The sequence below is a fragment of the Hydrogenispora ethanolica genome (assembly GCF_004340685.1).
GTDB classification, from domain to species: domain Bacteria; phylum Bacillota; class UBA4882; order UBA8346; family UBA8346; genus Hydrogenispora; species Hydrogenispora ethanolica.
This window is the reverse complement of record NZ_SLUN01000011.1, coordinates 1-17,831: the sequence shown is the minus strand read 5'-3', so window position 1 is coordinate 17,831 and position 17,831 is coordinate 1. Positions and strand designations below refer to the sequence as shown.

Here is a 17,831-nt window from a genome sequence, read left to right as displayed (position 1 = left end):
AAATCACTCTGAAGCAGAATCAAATTCCTCTGGTGGCAACAATCGCGGTCTGGATATTACTTTATATTATCGCGTCGCTCCGGTTCCCGGGCATGTTATCCGTGAATGTCCTGCTTAACTTATTTACCGACAATTCTTTCCTGGGAATTTGCGCGATTGGAATTACTTTTGTAATTCTCTCGGCTGGTATTGATTTATCAGTTGGCGCAATGGTCGGCTGTACCAGCATTATTATCGCGGTCTTGGTACGGGATCTTCATTTACATCCCGGGATGGCCATCTTGATCGTCTTGAGCTTTGGAATCATTTATGGTGGAATCGTGGGTTCGTTGATTCATTTTTTTGATCTCCCGCCTTTCATGGTGACCTTGGCGGGAATGTTTTTCGCCAGAGGCATGGGTTTTGTTATCAGTGTTAACTCAATCCCGCTGAACCATCCGTTTTATGATACCTTATCCAACTTTGGAATCCCAATCGGAGACGGTACGTTAACCTTCGTAGCCTTGACTTTTATTCTTATAACGCTGCTGGGAATTTTCTTAGCACATCGGACTCGTTTTGGGCGGAATGCCTATGCAATCGGCGGGAATGAGACTTCAGCCCGGTTAATGGGGCTTGAGGTTGGCAGTACAAAGATCGCAATTTATGCTTTCAGTGGATTATGTTCGGCATTGGCTGGTGCGGTTTACTCATTATACACGTATTCCGGGAACGCTTGGGCAGGGAATGGTATGGAGATGGATGCAATCGCCGCCGCGGTCATCGGCGGAACTTTATTAACCGGGGGAGTAGGTTATGTCTTCGGAACGTTAATCGGGGTCTTGATTCTGGGAGTCATTCAAACTTATATTACTTTTGATGGGACGCTGAGTTCTTGGTGGACGAAGATCGCCATTGGCATCTTGTTATTTATTTTCATTGCTCTGCAACGGTTTATGTCCCAAGCGTCGGTATTGCAGAAACCGAAAACTGCAACCGTCACAAAAGGGGTTAAAACCACGGCCTAATCTTTTAGGAGAACTTATCGGATTGAACAGGGACCGGATAGTAACTAGCCGGTTCTTTTAAATATTAGCAACCGCTCTCTGCCAAAGAGGACTCGTACTTTGCATTTTAGAAATCATGAATGAAAATTACGTTATGTTTATGTTACGAAATATGATAAAATAAATTATAAAAATGGGTGTTGAGCATGAATTTGCCAGAAGTGTTAATAAACGTTTTTCCTTGTGCTGAATTGGTTAAAACTTTGACCGGCAGGTACGAGGAAAGGGTGGGAAACGGTCTTGAATAGTCTTGGTTATCACTTTACAACAGGTTCAATCCGAAAAAAACTGATCGGTTTTTTTCTAGTGACTTCGTTGCTTCCGACCTTGGTTATCGGCTTGTTGTCATATGCCAGTTACCGAACGGCAATCACCCGCAAAATCGCTGATTATTCACTGGCGCAATTAACCCAGGCAGTTGCGAATATTCAGTTGAAGTTGGCCGAATTTGAAAACATTTCGGTACGTTTATTTATCAATAAAGAGTTTAACAATACTTTGACGGAGTTTGTCAACGCCAAGGATCCTATCCAAATAGCGACTGCGAAAAAAGATGTGGAAGCCCATTTTAACGAATATATGATTAGCAATCCCGATATATTTGCTTTTATGTTCTTTAACGATCGCTCGGATGAGCAATCCATCATTATTACCAAGGACTTTCCCGGAGAATTCCGTTCCTTAATCAAACATTTCAAGGGACTAAGCGCTTACCAGGGAATTCTGCGGGGAGGGGGAGGTATTGTCTGGTCGGCGGCGATCAAAGTAAAACGAAGCCATTTTGTCTTGTTGGGAAGGCAAATCAAAGAAATGGCAACCGGCAAACCTTTAGGAGTTTTGGCAATCATCATTGATGAAGAAATGATCGATCTGTTGGCCAACATGACCATTTATAACCGCCTCAATATTTCTTTCAATGAGATCGACAATTATTCTCTAGTCATCAACAATAACGGCGAGATCGTCTCCTCTCCTTTTAAAAACGATATTGGCAAGAACATAACAAAGGTAATGAAAGATACCCAGCCGTTGCAAAAGCTTTTTAGCCCCGTATCAAACCGAGATTACGGTAGTGATGTCAATCAAGGCAGCTTTTTGACTGAGATTAACCATAGGCAAAATTTGGTTACTTATAAAACAATTAGTAGCAAAATAGGGATCGGCGGCCGAAGCGGCTGGCATTTACTGAGTTTGACCCCAACGTCATATCTTTACCAAGAGGTTTCGACCATCGGTTTTCATACAATACTATTGGGTCTGGCGTTTGCAATCTGTGCTGTAGTCATTTCCTTGTATTTGTCGGCGGTCATTAGCAGCAAAAAAGAGAGTTGACTGAGGTCGGAAAAGTTCCGCCGGAGACGGAAGTAACCGTTGGGAGACGGAAATTTGATGGACTCTGGAACAAGTTTGGATAGATTCTGGAATGAATCAAGGAGTCGAAGACAAGCAAGGGGGTAGTCTCGATTGAAAAAGAGCCAGTGGCAACGGCTATTTTTTATGATAGGACTTGCAACGACCGCTCTTTTTTTAATGCTTACGTTGCCGACGATGGCAATAAAAAAGGAAACTAGGAAAATTCCGGGATTGGCCAACGGAGAGGCACGTTCGCGGCCGTTGGTTATTGCCATATCACCAAAATCGCTCGATAACCCGTTATTTGTGGAAGCCAAGGAAGCGGCTGAACTGACTGCCAGACAGTGCAATGTAGTTTTGGAATGGGTGGCGCCTTTTAAAGTGGATCCGGCGACTCAAGCCCGGATCATTGAAGGCTTAATCCGCCGCAAAGTCGATGGGATCGCCGTCAGTTGCAGCGACCCGCAATGGATACGTGGGGTGCTTGATAAAGCGGTGGCGGCTGGAATCAAGGTGGCTACTATTGATGCGGACTGCCCCGGCAGCAAGCGGTTGTTTTATTGCGGTACCAACAACTACCGTGCCGGTTGGGCTTGCGGCCAGGCTATGGTGAGGCTCGTTACCGCTAGAGGTTTGGCCGGAAAGAAATTAACGACCGCGATTCTAACCGGCGGTCTCCAAGCTTATAATCTGAACGAGCGGATCCGCGGCTTCAAAGAAGCGACTGACGGGAAGATCCAATTGGATTATACCGCTTTGCTATCCTGCGATGACGATACGGCCTTAGGTGCGAAAGTCGTTGAGGCCTATATCAAAAATCACCCGGAAACCGATGTCTTTTTCTTCGCGGGCGGTTGGGCTTTTTTCGGACCTACGGAGTCTATGCCATTCTATCAGGAATGGTGTAACCGGGGAGGCATCGCAGTATCGATGGATACCTCATATCCGGTGCTGCAGGCTGCCAAAAAAGGCTTCGCCCAGGCTCTGGTCGGACAGGATTTTCGGGAGATGGGCGAGCTGACCGTGAGTTATTTAGTATGTGCTATAAAAGGGTTGCCTATACCCTCTCAGTTCATTGAGACCCAACTGGAGTTTGCCACTCGAGCGGATTTTGACCGTTTATTAAAGATCAAAAAGCCTTTGGAGATGAAGTAACTGAGTACACCGCAACTTTTTCGTTTGCAACCGCGTTTTCCAAAGCTGGGGTCGATACGGTCCAAGTTTATTCTCTCGCTCGCTTTTTTAAGCGTGGTGCCTCTCGTCCTGTTGACTTTCGTTTCATATCGTCTCTACCTTGAGATCCTGGAGCAGAATGTCCGTTCCTATACCCGTGAAGTTATTGACCGAATCGACCGGAATCTGACGATTTACCTGAGTGATCAGGAACGGATGCTGGACTTGCGAAGCGACTACTATGTCCTACAATTTGTCAAGCTTAGCGTGGCTGGGGATATTGAAGGGAATCGTAAATATACCCTGCGTTTATGGGAGAATTTCAATAATATCAAAACCATCAAAACCGATCTGCGGGATGTGGCAATCACCACTTTAAACGGGGTACGAATCGGTTGTTATGGGACGACTCACATCGATCTAACTCAGGATCAATTATTTCAGACGCTCGCCAACCGTAGTGTCGTTGGCGATACGACCGCCTTCTGGGGGCCGCATTCCGATTGGCTAGGCGGTAGCGTTTTTTCGATCGGACGGGCAATCCGGGGCGATTATGAAAATTTTTTAGGCATGATGAGCGTGGATGTGGATGTGGAGCTTTTAGACAATATCTGCCGGGATATACGGCTTGGAAAGACCGGTTATGTAATGCTGGTGGATGAGAACGGCCAAATTATTTACCATCCAAATCCGGAATTAACCGGAAAGTCGGTCAGTTTGTTACTGGGAAATTCCGCATACGAACGGGGAAAGACGGGTTCACTATTGCCGGAATTCAGCCACGGGAATCAAGTGGTGACCATTAAAACATTTACGCCTGCCAATTGGAGAATTATCGGCATTTCCAATCAAGCGGAATTAATGCAGGAGATGCACCGGATTACAGGTGTTTCGCTCCTTTTAATCTGTGGATCCATACTGGCTGTGATCGGGGTGGCGATTTTTCTGGCGCGGCGTCTGACCCGGCCGATTATGGAGTTGCGACATACGATGCGGTTGGCGGCCGAGGATTTGAATACCAATGTCACCATCCGGACCGGTGACGAGATTGGGCAATTGGGAGAGGCTTTCAATCAGATGCTGGCCAGAATTCGCCAGTTGATGGAGCAAAGCGTTCAAGAGCAGAAAAAGCTGCGCCGGACCGAGATGATCGCTTTACAAGAGCAGATCAAACCACATTTCATTTACAATACACTGGATCTGATCATCGGTCTGCTGGAAACCAAGCAGAATGAGGACGTAATCAATATGGTCGAAGCACTGGGGGCTTTTTTTCGAATTAGCCTGAGTCACGGCCAGGAGTTTATTACGATTCGCGAAGAAACGGAGCATGTCCGGAATTACCTGTATATTCAACGGTTCCGCCACGGCGATAAGTATAATTACCGATTCGAGCTTGATGAACGAATCCTGCCTTATAAAACCATCAAGCTGATTCTTCAGCCCTTGGTTGAAAACGCGATTTATCATGGCGTCCGGGAGTTGGAGGAGCCCGGGGTAGGAATGATTATCATCCGGGGTTATTTTTTAGAGGACGCGGCGAAGATATGCCTCGAGGTGATCGATAACGGAGTGGGGATCCCGTCCCTGGAGCTTGCCGAGATCAACGAGTGCTTGCGGGAGCCCGGAACCGATGAAGATTATTTTGGATTGTGTAACGTAAAGGAGCGGTTGGTGCTGGCTTTCGGCTCCGAGTATGGGTTGGAATTATTTCCAACCCCCGGAGGAGGAGTCACCGTGCGGGTACTGCTGCCCGTGATACAAACAGTGCAAAAAGGTAGTGACGATAGTGGCCGGATTATTACTGGTTGAGGATGAAGAGGCGATCAAACAGAAGCTGTTGAATAACGTTTCCTGGGGGAAGTACGGCTTTGACCCCGTAGTAAGCGCCGGCAATGGACTGGAAGCTTTGGCTATGCTCGAACGTTATCCAATCGAAATCATGGTTACGGACGTCCAAATGCCTAAGATGAATGGGATTGAGTTGATTAAAGAGATTAAACGGCGGAATTACCGGATGAAGATCATTGTCATTTCCGGATTTGCCGAATTCGAATACGCTCAGGAATCCATCAAACTGAATGTCTCGGATTATCTGTTGAAACCTTTTGCCAGCCGCCGGCTGCTCGAAGTGGTGCTGCGCTACAAGGACGAACTTGAGAGAGAACAGGCCGACCGATCCGAGCTGAACAACCTTCGGGAACAACTGCAAAAAAACATGGCGGCATTGCAGGAAAAATTAATCCTCGATCTGCTGAATGGGAACCGTCCGGCAGGTAATATCGGCGCTCAGCTTGAGTTTCTGGGGCTGGCCACCCTGGAAAACCATCGCTTTCAAGTAGCGGTCCTGGAGATTCCCGAGCATCAACTCTCAGTGCTCACCGAGGAAGAAAAGTATCTGTTGAACATGCAATTTTTCGAACAAGTCCGACGGTTATTTGATGAAGAGGACGCGATAGCCGGCTGGCATTGGATTGTGAATTGCCGCAGGAACCGGGTGGCAATGATCGTGCTCGACCCCGATCCTGATCTGCCGAGCCGGTTGGAGGAAAAACTGGAACAGCTGCGAACCGTATTAAATCGCTCATTGGCCTGCGGCGTCGGACATCCCTATCATGAATTGGCCGATCTCTCCGTTTCGTATAAGGAGGCTTGTTCCGCGCTGCAATACCGTTACCTTTACGGGATGAACCAGGTTTTCTCCATTAACGATCTCAATTTGGATAATCCTTCTTACCACAAATTGTTCTATTATTTACACCAGAACTCGATATTTGACAACTTGAAAATTGGGGCCGATGCCGCGATTCAAAAGGATTTAAAATCTTTCATCCACGAGATGCGTCAGGCCCGATTGAGCCCCGAACTGTCAAAGATCGTGGTCAGCAATCTGCTGCTGTTGACTTCCGCTACTTTAAACGAGTTAGGGTATAATGCGATCGAAGTCTTCGGCTCTGGTATGTCGTCTTTGACGATGGTGAACCAAGCGGAAAGTCTTGAGGAATTAGAGGGGATCCTAGAGAGCCTTTTCAAACACATCCAAGAGTTTATCAATCGAAAAAGAACTTCCTACAATCATCAATTGGTTGAAGAAATTCGGCAGTATCTTGACGATCATTTTGAAACGGATATTACGCTGTCGGCGATGGCGACTCGTTACAAGATTAGCCCCAGCTACTTAAGCTTGTTGTTTTCGGAGCGTACCGGCAAGAATTTCAGTGATTATTTGACGGAGCGCCGAATAAAAAAGGCCAAAGAACTCCTGAAACATTCGGATCTCAAAATCTATGAGATCTCCAATGCAGTCGGGTATAACGACTCCTTTTACTTTAGTAACTGTTTTAAAAAGTTGATGGGCGTTTCCCCCACCGAGTATCGGGAGAATACCCGGACGCTGAAGTAGGGACGGAAAGTTTGGGACTTTCTCATAAAATACTTCTTCATTTGTGATTCTCATGATATATTATTGCTAGAGGAAGTTGTACGGACAAGTTTCGGATCGCCGATTGATACTCCAATTCTATGATAAGAGAGAGGGGATAATCATGATTCAATTAAAAGCAAAAGAAGTATGGTTTGTCACCGGCAGCCAGCATCTCTACGGCGAAGATACCCTGCAAAAAGTGGCGGAACATTCGCAGATCATGGCGAAGGCGCTGGATGAGAAAGCGGAAATTCCCGCAAAAATCGTTTTTAAACCGGTTTTGACAACGCCCGATGCCATCCTGCAGTTGTGTATCGAAGCGAATAGCGCGCCGGACTGCATTGGCTTGATCACTTGGATGCATACTTTTTCCCCGGCCAAGATGTGGATCGCCGGACTCAATATTTTGAACAAACCGCTGGCCCATCTGCATACTCAGTTCAACCGCGATATTCCATGGTCCGAGATGGACATGGATTTTATGAACCTGAACCAATCGGCGCACGGTGATCGCGAGTTCGGCTTCATCGGCGCGCGAATGAGAAAAGCCCGGAAGGTGATTGTCGGGTTTTGGCAGGATGATGAAGTCATTCAGAAGTTGGCGACCTGGATCCGGGCGGCACTGGCTTGGAGCGACATGCAAGGCGCCAAATTTGCCCGGTTCGGTGACAACATGCGCGAAGTGGCGGTGACCGAAGGAGATAAAGTGGAAGCCCAAATTCGCTTGGGCTATTCCGTGAACGGGTATGGCCTGGGAAACCTGGTTGGTGTCGTCAATGAGATCAGCGCCGGGGAAATAAAAAGCTTGATCCGGGAATACGAACAACAGTATTCGCTCCAAAAAGAGCTCCTTCAGGACGGCCCTTTCCGGGCTTCGCTGGAGGAGGCAGCCCGAATTGAGCTGGGGCTAAAGCGGTTCTTGGAAGACGGCGGGTTTAAGGGTTTTACCACCACCTTCGAGGATCTGCACGGCCTGGCGCAACTGCCGGGATTGGCGGTGCAACGGTTGATGGCGGCCGGTTACGGTTTTGGAGCGGAAGGCGACTGGAAGACTGCCGCTCTGGTCAGAGCCTTAAAGGTGATGGGGCATGGCCTCCCGGGTGGCACCTCTTTTATGGAGGACTATACGTATCATCTGGAAAATGGTAAAATGAAAGTGTTAGGTGCGCATATGCTGGAGGTCTGCGAGTCGGTCGCCGCCGCAAAGCCGTCGTTGGAGATCCACCCGCTGTCGATCGGTGGCAAGGCCGATCCGGTCCGGCTTGTCTTCAATGTTCCGGCGGGGCGGGGTTTGAATGCTTCGATTCTGGATATGGGAAACCGTTTCCGGCTTTTGGTCAATGAGGTTCAAGTGGTCACCCCTGACGAAGCATTGCCGAAACTGCCGGTCGCCCGGGCGCTCTGGATCCCCTTGCCCGATCTCAAGGTAGCGGCCGAGGCCTGGATCCTGGCGGGAGGGGCTCACCATACCGCGTTCAGCCAAGCGGTCACCGCGGAACAGCTGGAGGATTTCGCCGAAATCGCCGGGATTGAATACCTGTTGATCGGCGAAGACACCCACATCAGCGACTTCAAACGGGAGCTCCGCTGGAACGAACTCTATTACCATTTGGCGAAAGGAATTTAATTCAAAGGCAGACAGATTTGAAGGAGCTATTCGTGGAAACTTTGATTCAGACAATTGTCGAATGTGGCGCGCTGCGGAAACTCCCGGGCGTGCTGGCCGGACATACGGGCGAGATCTTATTGGTCGCCGACGACCGTACTCACGGAGTCGCGGGCGAACAAGTTTTAGCCAAATTAAAAGCGGTCGGTTTTACGGTCCGCGAATGCGTTCTGCGGCGCGAAACCAGTTTGGTCCCGGACGAGAACGCGCTGGCGGAAATTACCCAGAAGGTGGGAGCGGATACCGGGCTCTTGATTGCGCTGGGAGCGGGCACCATCACCGATCTGACCCGTTTTGTAAGTTCCAGGGCAGGGAAGCCTTTTGTGGCGATCCCCACCGCGCCGTCGATGGATGGCTATGCTTCGCCCGTCGCGGTATTGACGCTCAACGGCTTCAAGCAAACGCTGCCCGCCGCTCCCCCTATCGCCATCGTCGCCGATCCGGAGATCATGGCCACGGCGCCGGCCATCATGATTCAGGCGGGCTTCGGCGATCTGCTTGGCAAATATACCGCCCTGGCCGATTGGAAACTGGACCAGCTGGTGAATGGCGAAGCATTCTCCGATGAGATCGAGGCCATCGTCAGGACGGCGATTGATAAGGCGGTGGAAAGCTTCGAGGGGGAATCCGCGCCGCTTACCCGCATCCGGAATCTGACCGAGGCCCTGATCATATCGGGCATCGCCATGTTGAAATGGGGCGATTCCCGGCCCGCTTCTGGAGCGGAGCATCATTTGTCACACTTTTGGGAGATGCAAGACGCCTTGCAGGGAGCGGAAGGCCATCTGCACGGGACGAAGGTCGGGATCGCCACCATCTTGGTCTGCCGGTATTATCAGCAATTATTCGCCCTATCCCAGGCCGCGGTCGCCGAACGGATCGCAGCGCGTCAAAATGAACCGGAACCGGTTTACCGGCAGAGAATCGCCGCGGTCTTCGGACCGCTCGCTCCGTCGGTGCTCCATGATTTAAAGGATTTTTACCGCGATTCCGAAAAGCGCTCGGCCCGGCAGCGCCGGTTGCTAGACCATTGGCCGACGCTGCAGGATTGGGTCGGCCGGAATGTCGCTCCGCCGGAACGGATCATCAGCCTCCTGAATCAAGCGGGAGCTCCAACCGCGATCGAATTCCTCGAAGTGACTCAGGAAGGCTTGCGGACAGCGCTCGAAAATGCCAAAGAGGTGCGGTTACGGTACACCGTCTTTCGTCTGGCCGAAGATATTGGCTGGCAGATAGGCTAGATTTACCGGTTCGAAACGCTAGGAGTTTCAAGACTGATTAAGAGCTCGCTAAATTTTCAAAGAACAGCATCGCCTCGATGGCTGTTCTTTTTTATTATAAAAAGATTATCCGATGAGAACATGAAATCGAAAATTTGATAAAAAGTCGAGAATTAATTCTTTTGCACCTTTACAAATGGAAATTGGATGGTGGCAAATTCAATTTGACAGCCTGAGAATTGAAGTTTCGGGGTGACAAAAATCAATTGGACGATCCCAATGAAAGTTGCGGGGCCAATCGCCAAAGGTATGAAATTGAGGGCTGTCTTGGCCTCAGGAAGGCCCTTTTGCGCTTGACTCCCGATGAATGGAACGGATGCCGCCCGTTTTGAAACCTCAAAAAACCCGCTGCAGATTCTTGACTTTGGGGAAAGAGCGGTTTAAAGTAAAAGATAATCAAATATTGCAAAAAAAGCAGAAAAAAGAAAATGAGGGATTGACATTGTTTGCAGCCGCCCGGCAGCAGCAGATTAAGGAACTGCTTCTCAAACACAAGCAGATCGACATTGCCACCCTCGCCGCCACCCTGGGAGTTACGGAAGTGACCGCGCGGCGGGATCTGGATAAGCTTGAAAGGGAAGGGTTTGCCACCAAAACCCACGGCGGCGTCGTATTGAACGAAACCATCCTGGATCCGGCTCATGATAACCTGGCAAGCGAAGTGATCCCGCCGGAGATCAAAGAAATCGGAGAGACCGCCGCCCTTTTGGTGCGGGACCGGGAAGCGATTTTTTTGGGAGGCGGCGCAACCTGCCTCCAGGTCGCCATCAACCTGAAGAATAAACAACGACTCACCGTCATGACCAACGATCTCAAAGTGGCCCAGGAATTATCCAATACCGCCGGCGTGATCAGTGTCGTCACCGGCGGCAATGTCCTGCCCGGTTCCACGGCCGTAGCCGGCGAACTGGCCCTCCGCTCGCTGGAACGGATTCATTTCACCAAGGCTATCCTGAGCATCAGCGGCGCCAGTTTTACCCATGGTTTCACCAGTGCCACGGTGGAAGAGGCGTTGCTCTATAAACAGCTCTTCGCCATCAGCGATGAGACGATCATTGTCGCCAATGCGGCCAAGTTCGGCCAGATTGGGTTCGCCTTTTTGTGCCAGCTGACCGAGGTCCAAAAGATCGTCACCAATAAAGAACTGGATGACCCCTATAAGGAGTTCTTTTTTAACCGGAATATCAAACTCTACACTCCGTACGAGGTGGAGGAGATCACCGCCCTCCCTTGATTTTTTGGCAATCGACAATCACGGCGCATCGGCCGTTCCCGCCATTGACATTCTCCAAAGTATTCGGTAATCCAAGCAGAGAGGAATATGAGGAGCGATGCAAAACACCCTTCTCGCGATGGTCAATATCTGGAAAACCTATCCGAACGGCCCGGTTTTGAAAGGGGTCGATTTTACAGTCCGAACCGGGGAGATCCATGGATTGCTCGGTAAGAACGGCGCCGGGAAATCGATGCTGATGAAAGTATTGAGCGGGATCGTTCCCCTTGATTCCGGTTCCATCTATTGGCGCGGCGAGGCCATGGCGATCACTTCGGTCAAACAAGCCATGGATCTCGGCATCAGCGCGGTTCATCAGGAGCTCTGCTTGTTTCCCGAACTCAGCGTGGCCGAGAATATCATGGTCGAGCAATATCAGCAGCGTGGGCTGGTAAAGCACGGGATCATTGAGAGGGAGCGCGTTTATCACGAAGCGCAAAGCATTTTGGATGAATTGCATTTTGAGATCGACGCCCATGGCAGGGTGGCCGACCTGAGCTTTGCGCAACAACAGATGGTGGAGATCGCCAGAGCCTTATCGCGCAACGCGGAATTGCTGATTCTCGACGAGCCGACCACGGCCTTGAACGAGCGGGAAGTCAGCTATTTTTTCAAAGTTTTGCATAAGATCCGGCAGCGCGGCGTGGCGATCGTTTACATTACTCATCGTTTGAAAGAGATCCGTCAGATTGCCGACAGAATTACGATTCTGCGGGATGGCGTCAATGTCGGAACGCTGCCTGTAGAATCGCTCGAAGGCGCGGAGATCATCCGGCTGATGGTGGGAGAGGAAGCGCTGGGCCGCTACCCGAAGCTCGGTTTGCCCACCCGGAACGAGCTGCTCCGCGTCGAACATCTATCCATGGGGAATGTACTGAGTGACATCAGCTTTACGCTTCGTGAAGGAGAAATGCTGGGAATCGCCGGTTTGGCCGGTTCCGGAAGAACCGCTCTGGTCAATTCGATCTTTGGGATGGCTTCGATGGTGACCGGGAAAATGTTCCTGCGCGGTCGCGAGGTCCGATTGCGCTCTCCGCAGCAGGCGATCAAACTCGGCTTGGCGTACCTGGCGGAGGACCGGGTTCGCGCCGGCCTCTTTAATAACCTATCCGTGAAAGACAACATTTCCGCCACCAACCTGAAACGGGTAACCGCGAAAGGAGTCATCGACATTAAAAAAGAGACCCTGATCGCCCGCGGCCTCACCAGGAGGCTCGGAATCGGCCTGGCGGATCTGCAGCAACGGGTCGCTCATTTAAGCGGCGGGAATCAACAGAAGACGATGGTGGCCAAATGGCTTTTCAGCGGCGGTTTTATCTATTTGCTCGATGAACCCACCTGTGGCCTGGATATCGCCTCGAAAGTCGATCTGTACAATATTCTCAATAGTTTCATTTGCGGAGGCTCCGGCGTCATCATCATCTCCTCCGATCTGTCGGAGTTGATCGGAATGTGCCATCGGGTGCTTGTCATCTATCAGGGAAGAATCGCCGGTGAGCTTGAGGGGAACGAAATCTCGGAAGAAAAGATCCTCAAATTGGCTTCCGGACGGGAATAGGGATAGCGGGAAGTCCCGAGTTATCACCATGGATCGGTCCAGTACAGTTAAACCGGGTTTCGTCGATCCCGGTTTTTCATTGCGGAGTGGACTTGGACGAGAATGATCAAAATAATAAAAAAAGCAAAGGTGAATTTTTATAAAAAAATATACGACTCTCATCGCAATGTCTTTGGGGTGCGGGGAAAGCTCTCCGAAGTCGATTGTAATCGTTCGGCAATTTTTTCTCAAAATAAATAAATAACAAATATAATAAAAATTAGTTAAAATTAGTTAAAAACATGAAAGGGATTAGAAACTCCACGTTGAAAGATCTCTCCTATAAAATGTCTACGATGCCAAGGGGGATCGCTATGGAACGCGAAGTTCTGCTTTCGATTCAAGGGATAACCAAGACATTCCCCGGAGTAAAGGCTTTAGACGGCGTCGACCTGGAGGTGACCCAAGGAGAGATCCATGGCTTGGTCGGCGAAAATGGCGCGGGAAAATCGACGCTGCTGAACATCATCTCCGGCGTGTTCCGACCCGATCAGGGGGGAATGTGGCTATGCGGTCAACCCTTTGCTCCGGCCAACCCGCGCCAGGCGCAAGACCGCGGGATCGGGTTCGTGCATCAGGAGACGGCGTTATGTCCGCATCTATCCATTGCTGAAAATATATTTTTGGGGAGAGCGCCGGAGCGGTCTTTGTCATTGATTGATTTCAAACAAGCGGAGGATTTGACCGCCAAGCTCCTGCGAGAATTTCACCTGGACATCGATCCCAACCTGCGGGTCAATGAGCTGAATATCGCAGCCCAGCAAGTGGTGGAGGTCCTCAAGGCGCTTTCGTCGGAGTGCCGGCTGTTGATCCTGGATGAACCGACTTCATCGCTTACGGAGAGTGAAACCGAAACGCTTTTTATGATGCTGAAGAAGCTGAGTACCAAGGGAATCGGCGTTCTGTACATCAGCCATCGTCTGGCGGAAGTCTTCCGGATTTGCGATCGGGTCTCGGTTTTTCGGGATGGCCGTTACATTCATACCAAGAAAGTTACAGAAACCAACCCGGATGAGATGATTACGATGATGGTCGGCAGGAGCATTGATAATCTGTATCCGCCCAAGTCCGCCGTCAAAGGGGAGCCGCTCCTGAGGGTCGAATCGCTTGAACGGCAGGGAAAATTCCACGATATCTCATTCACGGTTTATCAAGGAGAAATTTTGGGTTTGGCCGGTCTGGTGGGGGCCGGCCGAACCGAAGTGGCCCGCGCGGTATGCGGAATCGACCGGTGTGACCGTGGCGAGGTTTATCTGGAGGGCGGCCAGTCAATTTCCACAGCTATGCCCAGTCCATCGCCGCCAAAGTGGTCTATGTGACCGAAGACCGGAAATCCCAAGGATTGTTTTTACAGATGCCTGTCACCCGCAACATTTCCGCCGCCATCATTGACCGGATCACCGCGCATTTTTTGGTCAATCATCAAAAAGAGGTACGGATGGCGGAGGACTTTGTTGGGCGATTACACATTAAAACGCCGGGCGTTCGGCAATTGGTGGTCAACTTGAGCGGCGGCAATCAACAAAAAGTGATGCTCGGCAAGTGGCTGGCCACCCATCCCAAGGTCGTATTCATGGATGAGCCGACCCGCGGCATCGATGTCGGAGCCAAGGCGGAGCTCCACTCCTTATTGCGGGATTTGAGCAAACAGGGCATCGGAGTGGTCCTCATCTCCTCGGAGCTGCCCGAGATCATCGGCATGTGCGACCGGGTCTTGGTAATGCGGGAAGGCAGGATAAATGGCGAGTTGACCGGGGATTCGATTACCGAAGAAAACATCATGCGCTACGCGGCGTTCCGCCATGACAGCCTCGCCGTCTGAGCGGCAAAATCCGCCTGCTGAATCCGGACTCATTTTCTCTTGAATGCTGTGCATTTTCCTTGGTCCATCGTATCCAACGAGCGCAATGGAGGTAGTTGAATGAAGACAGAAATAGAGAATAGCGTTTTCGTTTCAGGGAGAAACAGGCCGAGTAATGTTATTTTAAAACGACTTTTTGCCATCCGGGAATTCACTTTGGTGTTGATTATTGCCGGTTTTGGAGTCGTTTTATCCTTTTTGTCCCCGAACTTCTTTTCGGTCGCCAACATCAGCACGACGGCGGTCGGAATGTCTTGTGACGGCATCATCGCGGTAGGCATGACGGTTGCGTTGGTGCTGGGAGGATTCGACCTTTCCGTGGGTTCGGTAATGGCTTTGAGCGGAGTGATCGCCGGGGCTTTGTATCTGGCGGGCATCAATATTTGGCTGGCGGTTTTGATCGCCTTGGCCGCCGGGATGCTCTGCGGTTTGATCAACGGATATTTCATCGGGAAAATTGGGTTGAATCCCTTCATTACCACACTGGGCATGATGAGCATCGCCCGCGGCGGAGCCTACGTGTTGACCCAAGGGTCGCCACTCTCCCTTTCCGGTCTCGATAAATCCTTTACTTTTTGGGGAAGCGGCCGTCTCGGAGCTTTTCCAGTCATGGTGCTCGTCTTTTTATTGATTGCGTTCTTCATGGATTTTGCCTTGCGGCGGTCGGCTCCCTTGCGCCAGGTTTTCTATGTCGGCAGCAGCGAAAAGGCGGCGGCGCTTTCCGGAATTAATGTTTCCCGCGTAAAGATCGGCGTGTACTTTTTGACAAGCCTCTTAGCCACGGTGGCTGGCATTCTGACCTTAGCGCGATTTACCGTCGCCGCCCCCAATGCCGGAGGCTCTGCCGAGATGAGAGCCATTGCCGCCTGCGTTATCGGCGGCGCCAGCCTTTCGGGCGGCGAAGGGACGATTATGGGAGCGATACTCGGCGTCGCCTTGTTGGCATTATTAAATAATGCGCTTATTCTGCTCAACGTATCTGTGTATTGGCAAGATCTGATTACTGGCACTATCCTGATCGGAGCGGTATTGGTGGATTTCTTTACCCACCGGTCCAAGAAGCCGTTTGACAATCTATTCAAAAAAATAGTGAAAGAAGGATCCTCTCTACATTCCAATCATTGATGGGGCCAGACCAACACGAAAAATTGCTGCTATATAGGATGAAATAAATTTTTTCACGAAGAATTGCATTCCTAATGCCTCAACTATTTCAAAAAAGATGGAGGGGTTTTCATGAAGAAAGTGCTCTCAATCGTGTGCTTGATTCTGGTCTTGGCAACCACTGTCGTATCCGCCGCTGCGAAAAACGTATTTGCCGGCAACCCCAAGGAAGAATATTATATGGTTACCTTTGCCTCCGGTATTGAATATTGGCGAGGCTGCTTTAAAGGAATGCAGGATGCGGCCAAGCTTTTTGGAGTACGGGCGATCTACACTGGAGCGCCGCAGGCTGATGTGAATCAGGAAGTCACGGTCTTGGAGCAAGTGATTGCCAAAAAACCGGCGGGCATCGCGATCACCTGCGCCAATCCCGACGGATTGAGAGCTCCGATTAATAAGGCGATTGCCGCCGGGATTCCAGTAGTGACTTTTGATGCGGACTCGCCCAACAGTAACCGTTACTGCTACCTGGGAACCAGCAATTATAATGCGGGTGCTGCGGCCGCGCGCTATATCGCCAAATTACTCGGCGGACAAGGCGAAGTGGCGGTTTCGACTGTAACCGGACAGTTAAATCATGAAGAAAGAAAATCCGGTTTTGTGGATACCTTGGCCAAATCTTTCCCCAATATGAAGGTGGTAGCCGTGGGTAACGATAATAATGACCAAACGAAAGCCGCCACGGTCATTGCCGGTTTTCTTCAGGCCCGTCCGAATTTAAAAGGCGTCTTTTGTACGGATGCGTTGGGCGGAGTGGGTGCGGCGGCCGCAATTCGTGAGGCCAATGCCATCGGCAAGGTCAAGATCGTCAGCTTTGATACGGATAAAGGAACCTTGGATCTGATTAAAGAAGGGGTTATCAGCGCGTCGATCGCTCAAGGAACCTGGAGCATGGGTTATTGGTCGATGACTTTCCTTTATAATATTAAACATAATCTCGTCAAACCGGTCGACGGCTGGCGGAGCAAGGATATTAATCCCTTGCCCGGAGTGGTCGATACTGGAACCAACGTGGTTACCAAATCGAATGTCGATGCCTTTTATTCAAAATAAATTCCTTTCTCGAGAGATAGTTGGTCGAATACCCTCTTAACCTTATAAGGGGGTATTTTATTAGCTGTTAAATTCTGAGCTTAACTGAGTTGAGCGAATGCCCCACAACTATGACTTTCTTTCACTATGACTCGGCCGGTATGATGAACAATCGAAGAGATTCATTTTGAACGCGAAGCTCTCTCTTCAGTAACCGAAGAAGCATATTCAGTAACCGCGCAAGCCCATTCAGTAACTGAATAAGCTCATTCAGTAACTAAATATGGACATTCAGTAACAGAACATGTTCATTTACTTACTGAATATGTTCATTTAGTTACAGAACAAGCTCATTCAGTAACTAAATCAGCTCATACACTAACCGAACATCATCATTCAGTAACTAAATCAGCATATTCAGTAACCGAATAACCTAATTCACCAACCGAAACAGCAAATCGTAAAAAACACCTTGACGAAAACCCCACTCCATGATAAACTAAGCTTCCGCCCGAGAAAGCGGAACCAACCAAACCCGCAGCTCAAAGAAGAAAAAGTAGTTGTCAACCCAAAGCGGGACCATGATAAGATAAGCATCCGCGCCACGGGAAAGACCAAAGCGCGGCAAGCGAAAAAAGCGGATTGACAAAGGCCGGGAAACATGATAGGATAATTCCTGCCGTGGAAAACAAATCCGCAGGTAAACGAAAAAAAGAGGTTGACAAACCGCCCGGGACATGCTAAGATAAGAGTCCACTCGCCAAACGGCGAGCCAAAAAAAGCGGTTGACAAACCGAAGAACCAGTGCTAAAATACATATTTGTCACGGGTCACCAAGCACAAACAACCAGAAGTGGCAAATCTTATCTGAACCTTGAAAACTGAACAGTAGAAAAAGAGAAATGACTGGATGAGGTTATTTTTCGAATTAAGAGTAGGGAATGGATTAACACCATTCCGTA

Annotated in this window: 13 protein-coding genes; all 13 read left to right on the top strand. The window is 49.8% G+C overall.

What is annotated here, in order from left to right:
• Positions 1–8: 8 nt before the first annotated feature.
• The 13 genes from yjfF to EDC14_RS10305 all read left to right on the top strand — a co-directional run bounded on the left by yjfF (position 9) and on the right by EDC14_RS10305 (position 16,890).
• Positions 9–1,007 (top strand): galactofuranose ABC transporter, permease protein YjfF, encoded by a 999-nt coding sequence (gene yjfF, locus EDC14_RS10360; RefSeq protein WP_424337409.1) that lies wholly within the window; start codon positions 9–11, stop codon positions 1,005–1,007.
• A gap of 279 nt (positions 1,008–1,286) precedes the next feature.
• Entirely contained in the window at positions 1,287–2,378 is a 1,092-nt protein-coding gene (locus EDC14_RS10355; RefSeq protein WP_132014223.1) for a cache domain-containing protein, read from the top strand.
• Between the two features lie 132 nt (positions 2,379–2,510).
• The gene (locus EDC14_RS10350; protein WP_132014222.1) at positions 2,511–3,554 is read left to right on the top strand and encodes a substrate-binding domain-containing protein; all 1,044 of its coding nucleotides are present in this window, start codon (positions 2,511–2,513) and stop codon (positions 3,552–3,554) included.
• Positions 3,555–3,665: 111 nt separating this feature from the next.
• Entirely contained in the window at positions 3,666–5,384 is a 1,719-nt protein-coding gene (locus tag EDC14_RS10345) for a cache domain-containing sensor histidine kinase (protein ID WP_132014221.1), read from the top strand.
• Complete coding sequence (locus tag EDC14_RS10340; RefSeq protein ID WP_165907931.1) at positions 5,362–6,975, top strand: response regulator; 1,614 nt, start codon at positions 5,362–5,364, stop codon at positions 6,973–6,975. Before EDC14_RS10345 ends, EDC14_RS10340 begins: the two co-directional genes overlap by 23 nt.
• 142 nt (positions 6,976–7,117) lie before the next feature.
• The gene (gene araA / locus EDC14_RS10335; protein WP_132014219.1) at positions 7,118–8,623 is read left to right on the top strand and encodes an L-arabinose isomerase; all 1,506 of its coding nucleotides are present in this window, start codon (positions 7,118–7,120) and stop codon (positions 8,621–8,623) included.
• A gap of 32 nt (positions 8,624–8,655) precedes the next feature.
• Entirely contained in the window at positions 8,656–9,903 is a 1,248-nt protein-coding gene (locus tag EDC14_RS10330; protein WP_165907930.1) for a sn-glycerol-1-phosphate dehydrogenase, read from the top strand.
• A 481-nt stretch (positions 9,904–10,384) separates the two neighbouring features.
• Positions 10,385–11,176: a DeoR/GlpR family DNA-binding transcription regulator gene (locus tag EDC14_RS10325; RefSeq protein ID WP_165907929.1), complete on the top strand. Its 792-nt coding sequence runs from the start codon at positions 10,385–10,387 to the stop codon at positions 11,174–11,176.
• A 97-nt stretch (positions 11,177–11,273) separates the two neighbouring features.
• Positions 11,274–12,773: a sugar ABC transporter ATP-binding protein gene (locus tag EDC14_RS10320; RefSeq protein ID WP_132014216.1), complete on the top strand. Its 1,500-nt coding sequence runs from the start codon at positions 11,274–11,276 to the stop codon at positions 12,771–12,773.
• Between the two features lie 353 nt (positions 12,774–13,126).
• The gene (locus EDC14_RS10315; RefSeq protein ID WP_279388743.1) at positions 13,127–14,131 is read left to right on the top strand and encodes a sugar ABC transporter ATP-binding protein; all 1,005 of its coding nucleotides are present in this window, start codon (positions 13,127–13,129) and stop codon (positions 14,129–14,131) included.
• Positions 14,119–14,634 (top strand): ATP-binding cassette domain-containing protein, encoded by a 516-nt coding sequence (locus EDC14_RS27545; RefSeq protein ID WP_341540154.1) that lies wholly within the window; start codon positions 14,119–14,121, stop codon positions 14,632–14,634. The genes EDC14_RS10315 and EDC14_RS27545 overlap by 13 nt, the downstream gene beginning before the upstream one ends.
• A gap of 99 nt (positions 14,635–14,733) precedes the next feature.
• Complete coding sequence (locus EDC14_RS10310; RefSeq protein WP_132014215.1) at positions 14,734–15,798, top strand: ABC transporter permease; 1,065 nt, start codon at positions 14,734–14,736, stop codon at positions 15,796–15,798.
• Positions 15,799–15,909: 111 nt separating this feature from the next.
• Entirely contained in the window at positions 15,910–16,890 is a 981-nt protein-coding gene (locus EDC14_RS10305; protein ID WP_132014214.1) for a substrate-binding domain-containing protein, read from the top strand.
• Positions 16,891–17,831: the final 941 nt, after the last annotated feature.

What these genes read in the sequence shown, in the direction of transcription:
- EDC14_RS10310 (WP_132014215.1), top strand. Translation starts at nt 14,734, where the DNA reads ATGAAGACAGAAATAGAGAATAGCGTTTTCGTTTCAGGGAGAAACAGG.
- EDC14_RS10305 (WP_132014214.1), top strand. Translation starts at nt 15,910, where the DNA reads ATGAAGAAAGTGCTCTCAATCGTGTGCTTGATTCTGGTCTTGGCAACC.
- EDC14_RS10315 (WP_279388743.1), top strand. Translation starts at nt 13,127, where the DNA reads ATGGAACGCGAAGTTCTGCTTTCGATTCAAGGGATAACCAAGACATTC.
- EDC14_RS10320 (WP_132014216.1), top strand. Translation starts at nt 11,274, where the DNA reads ATGCAAAACACCCTTCTCGCGATGGTCAATATCTGGAAAACCTATCCG.
- araA (WP_132014219.1), top strand. Translation starts at nt 7,118, where the DNA reads ATGATTCAATTAAAAGCAAAAGAAGTATGGTTTGTCACCGGCAGCCAG.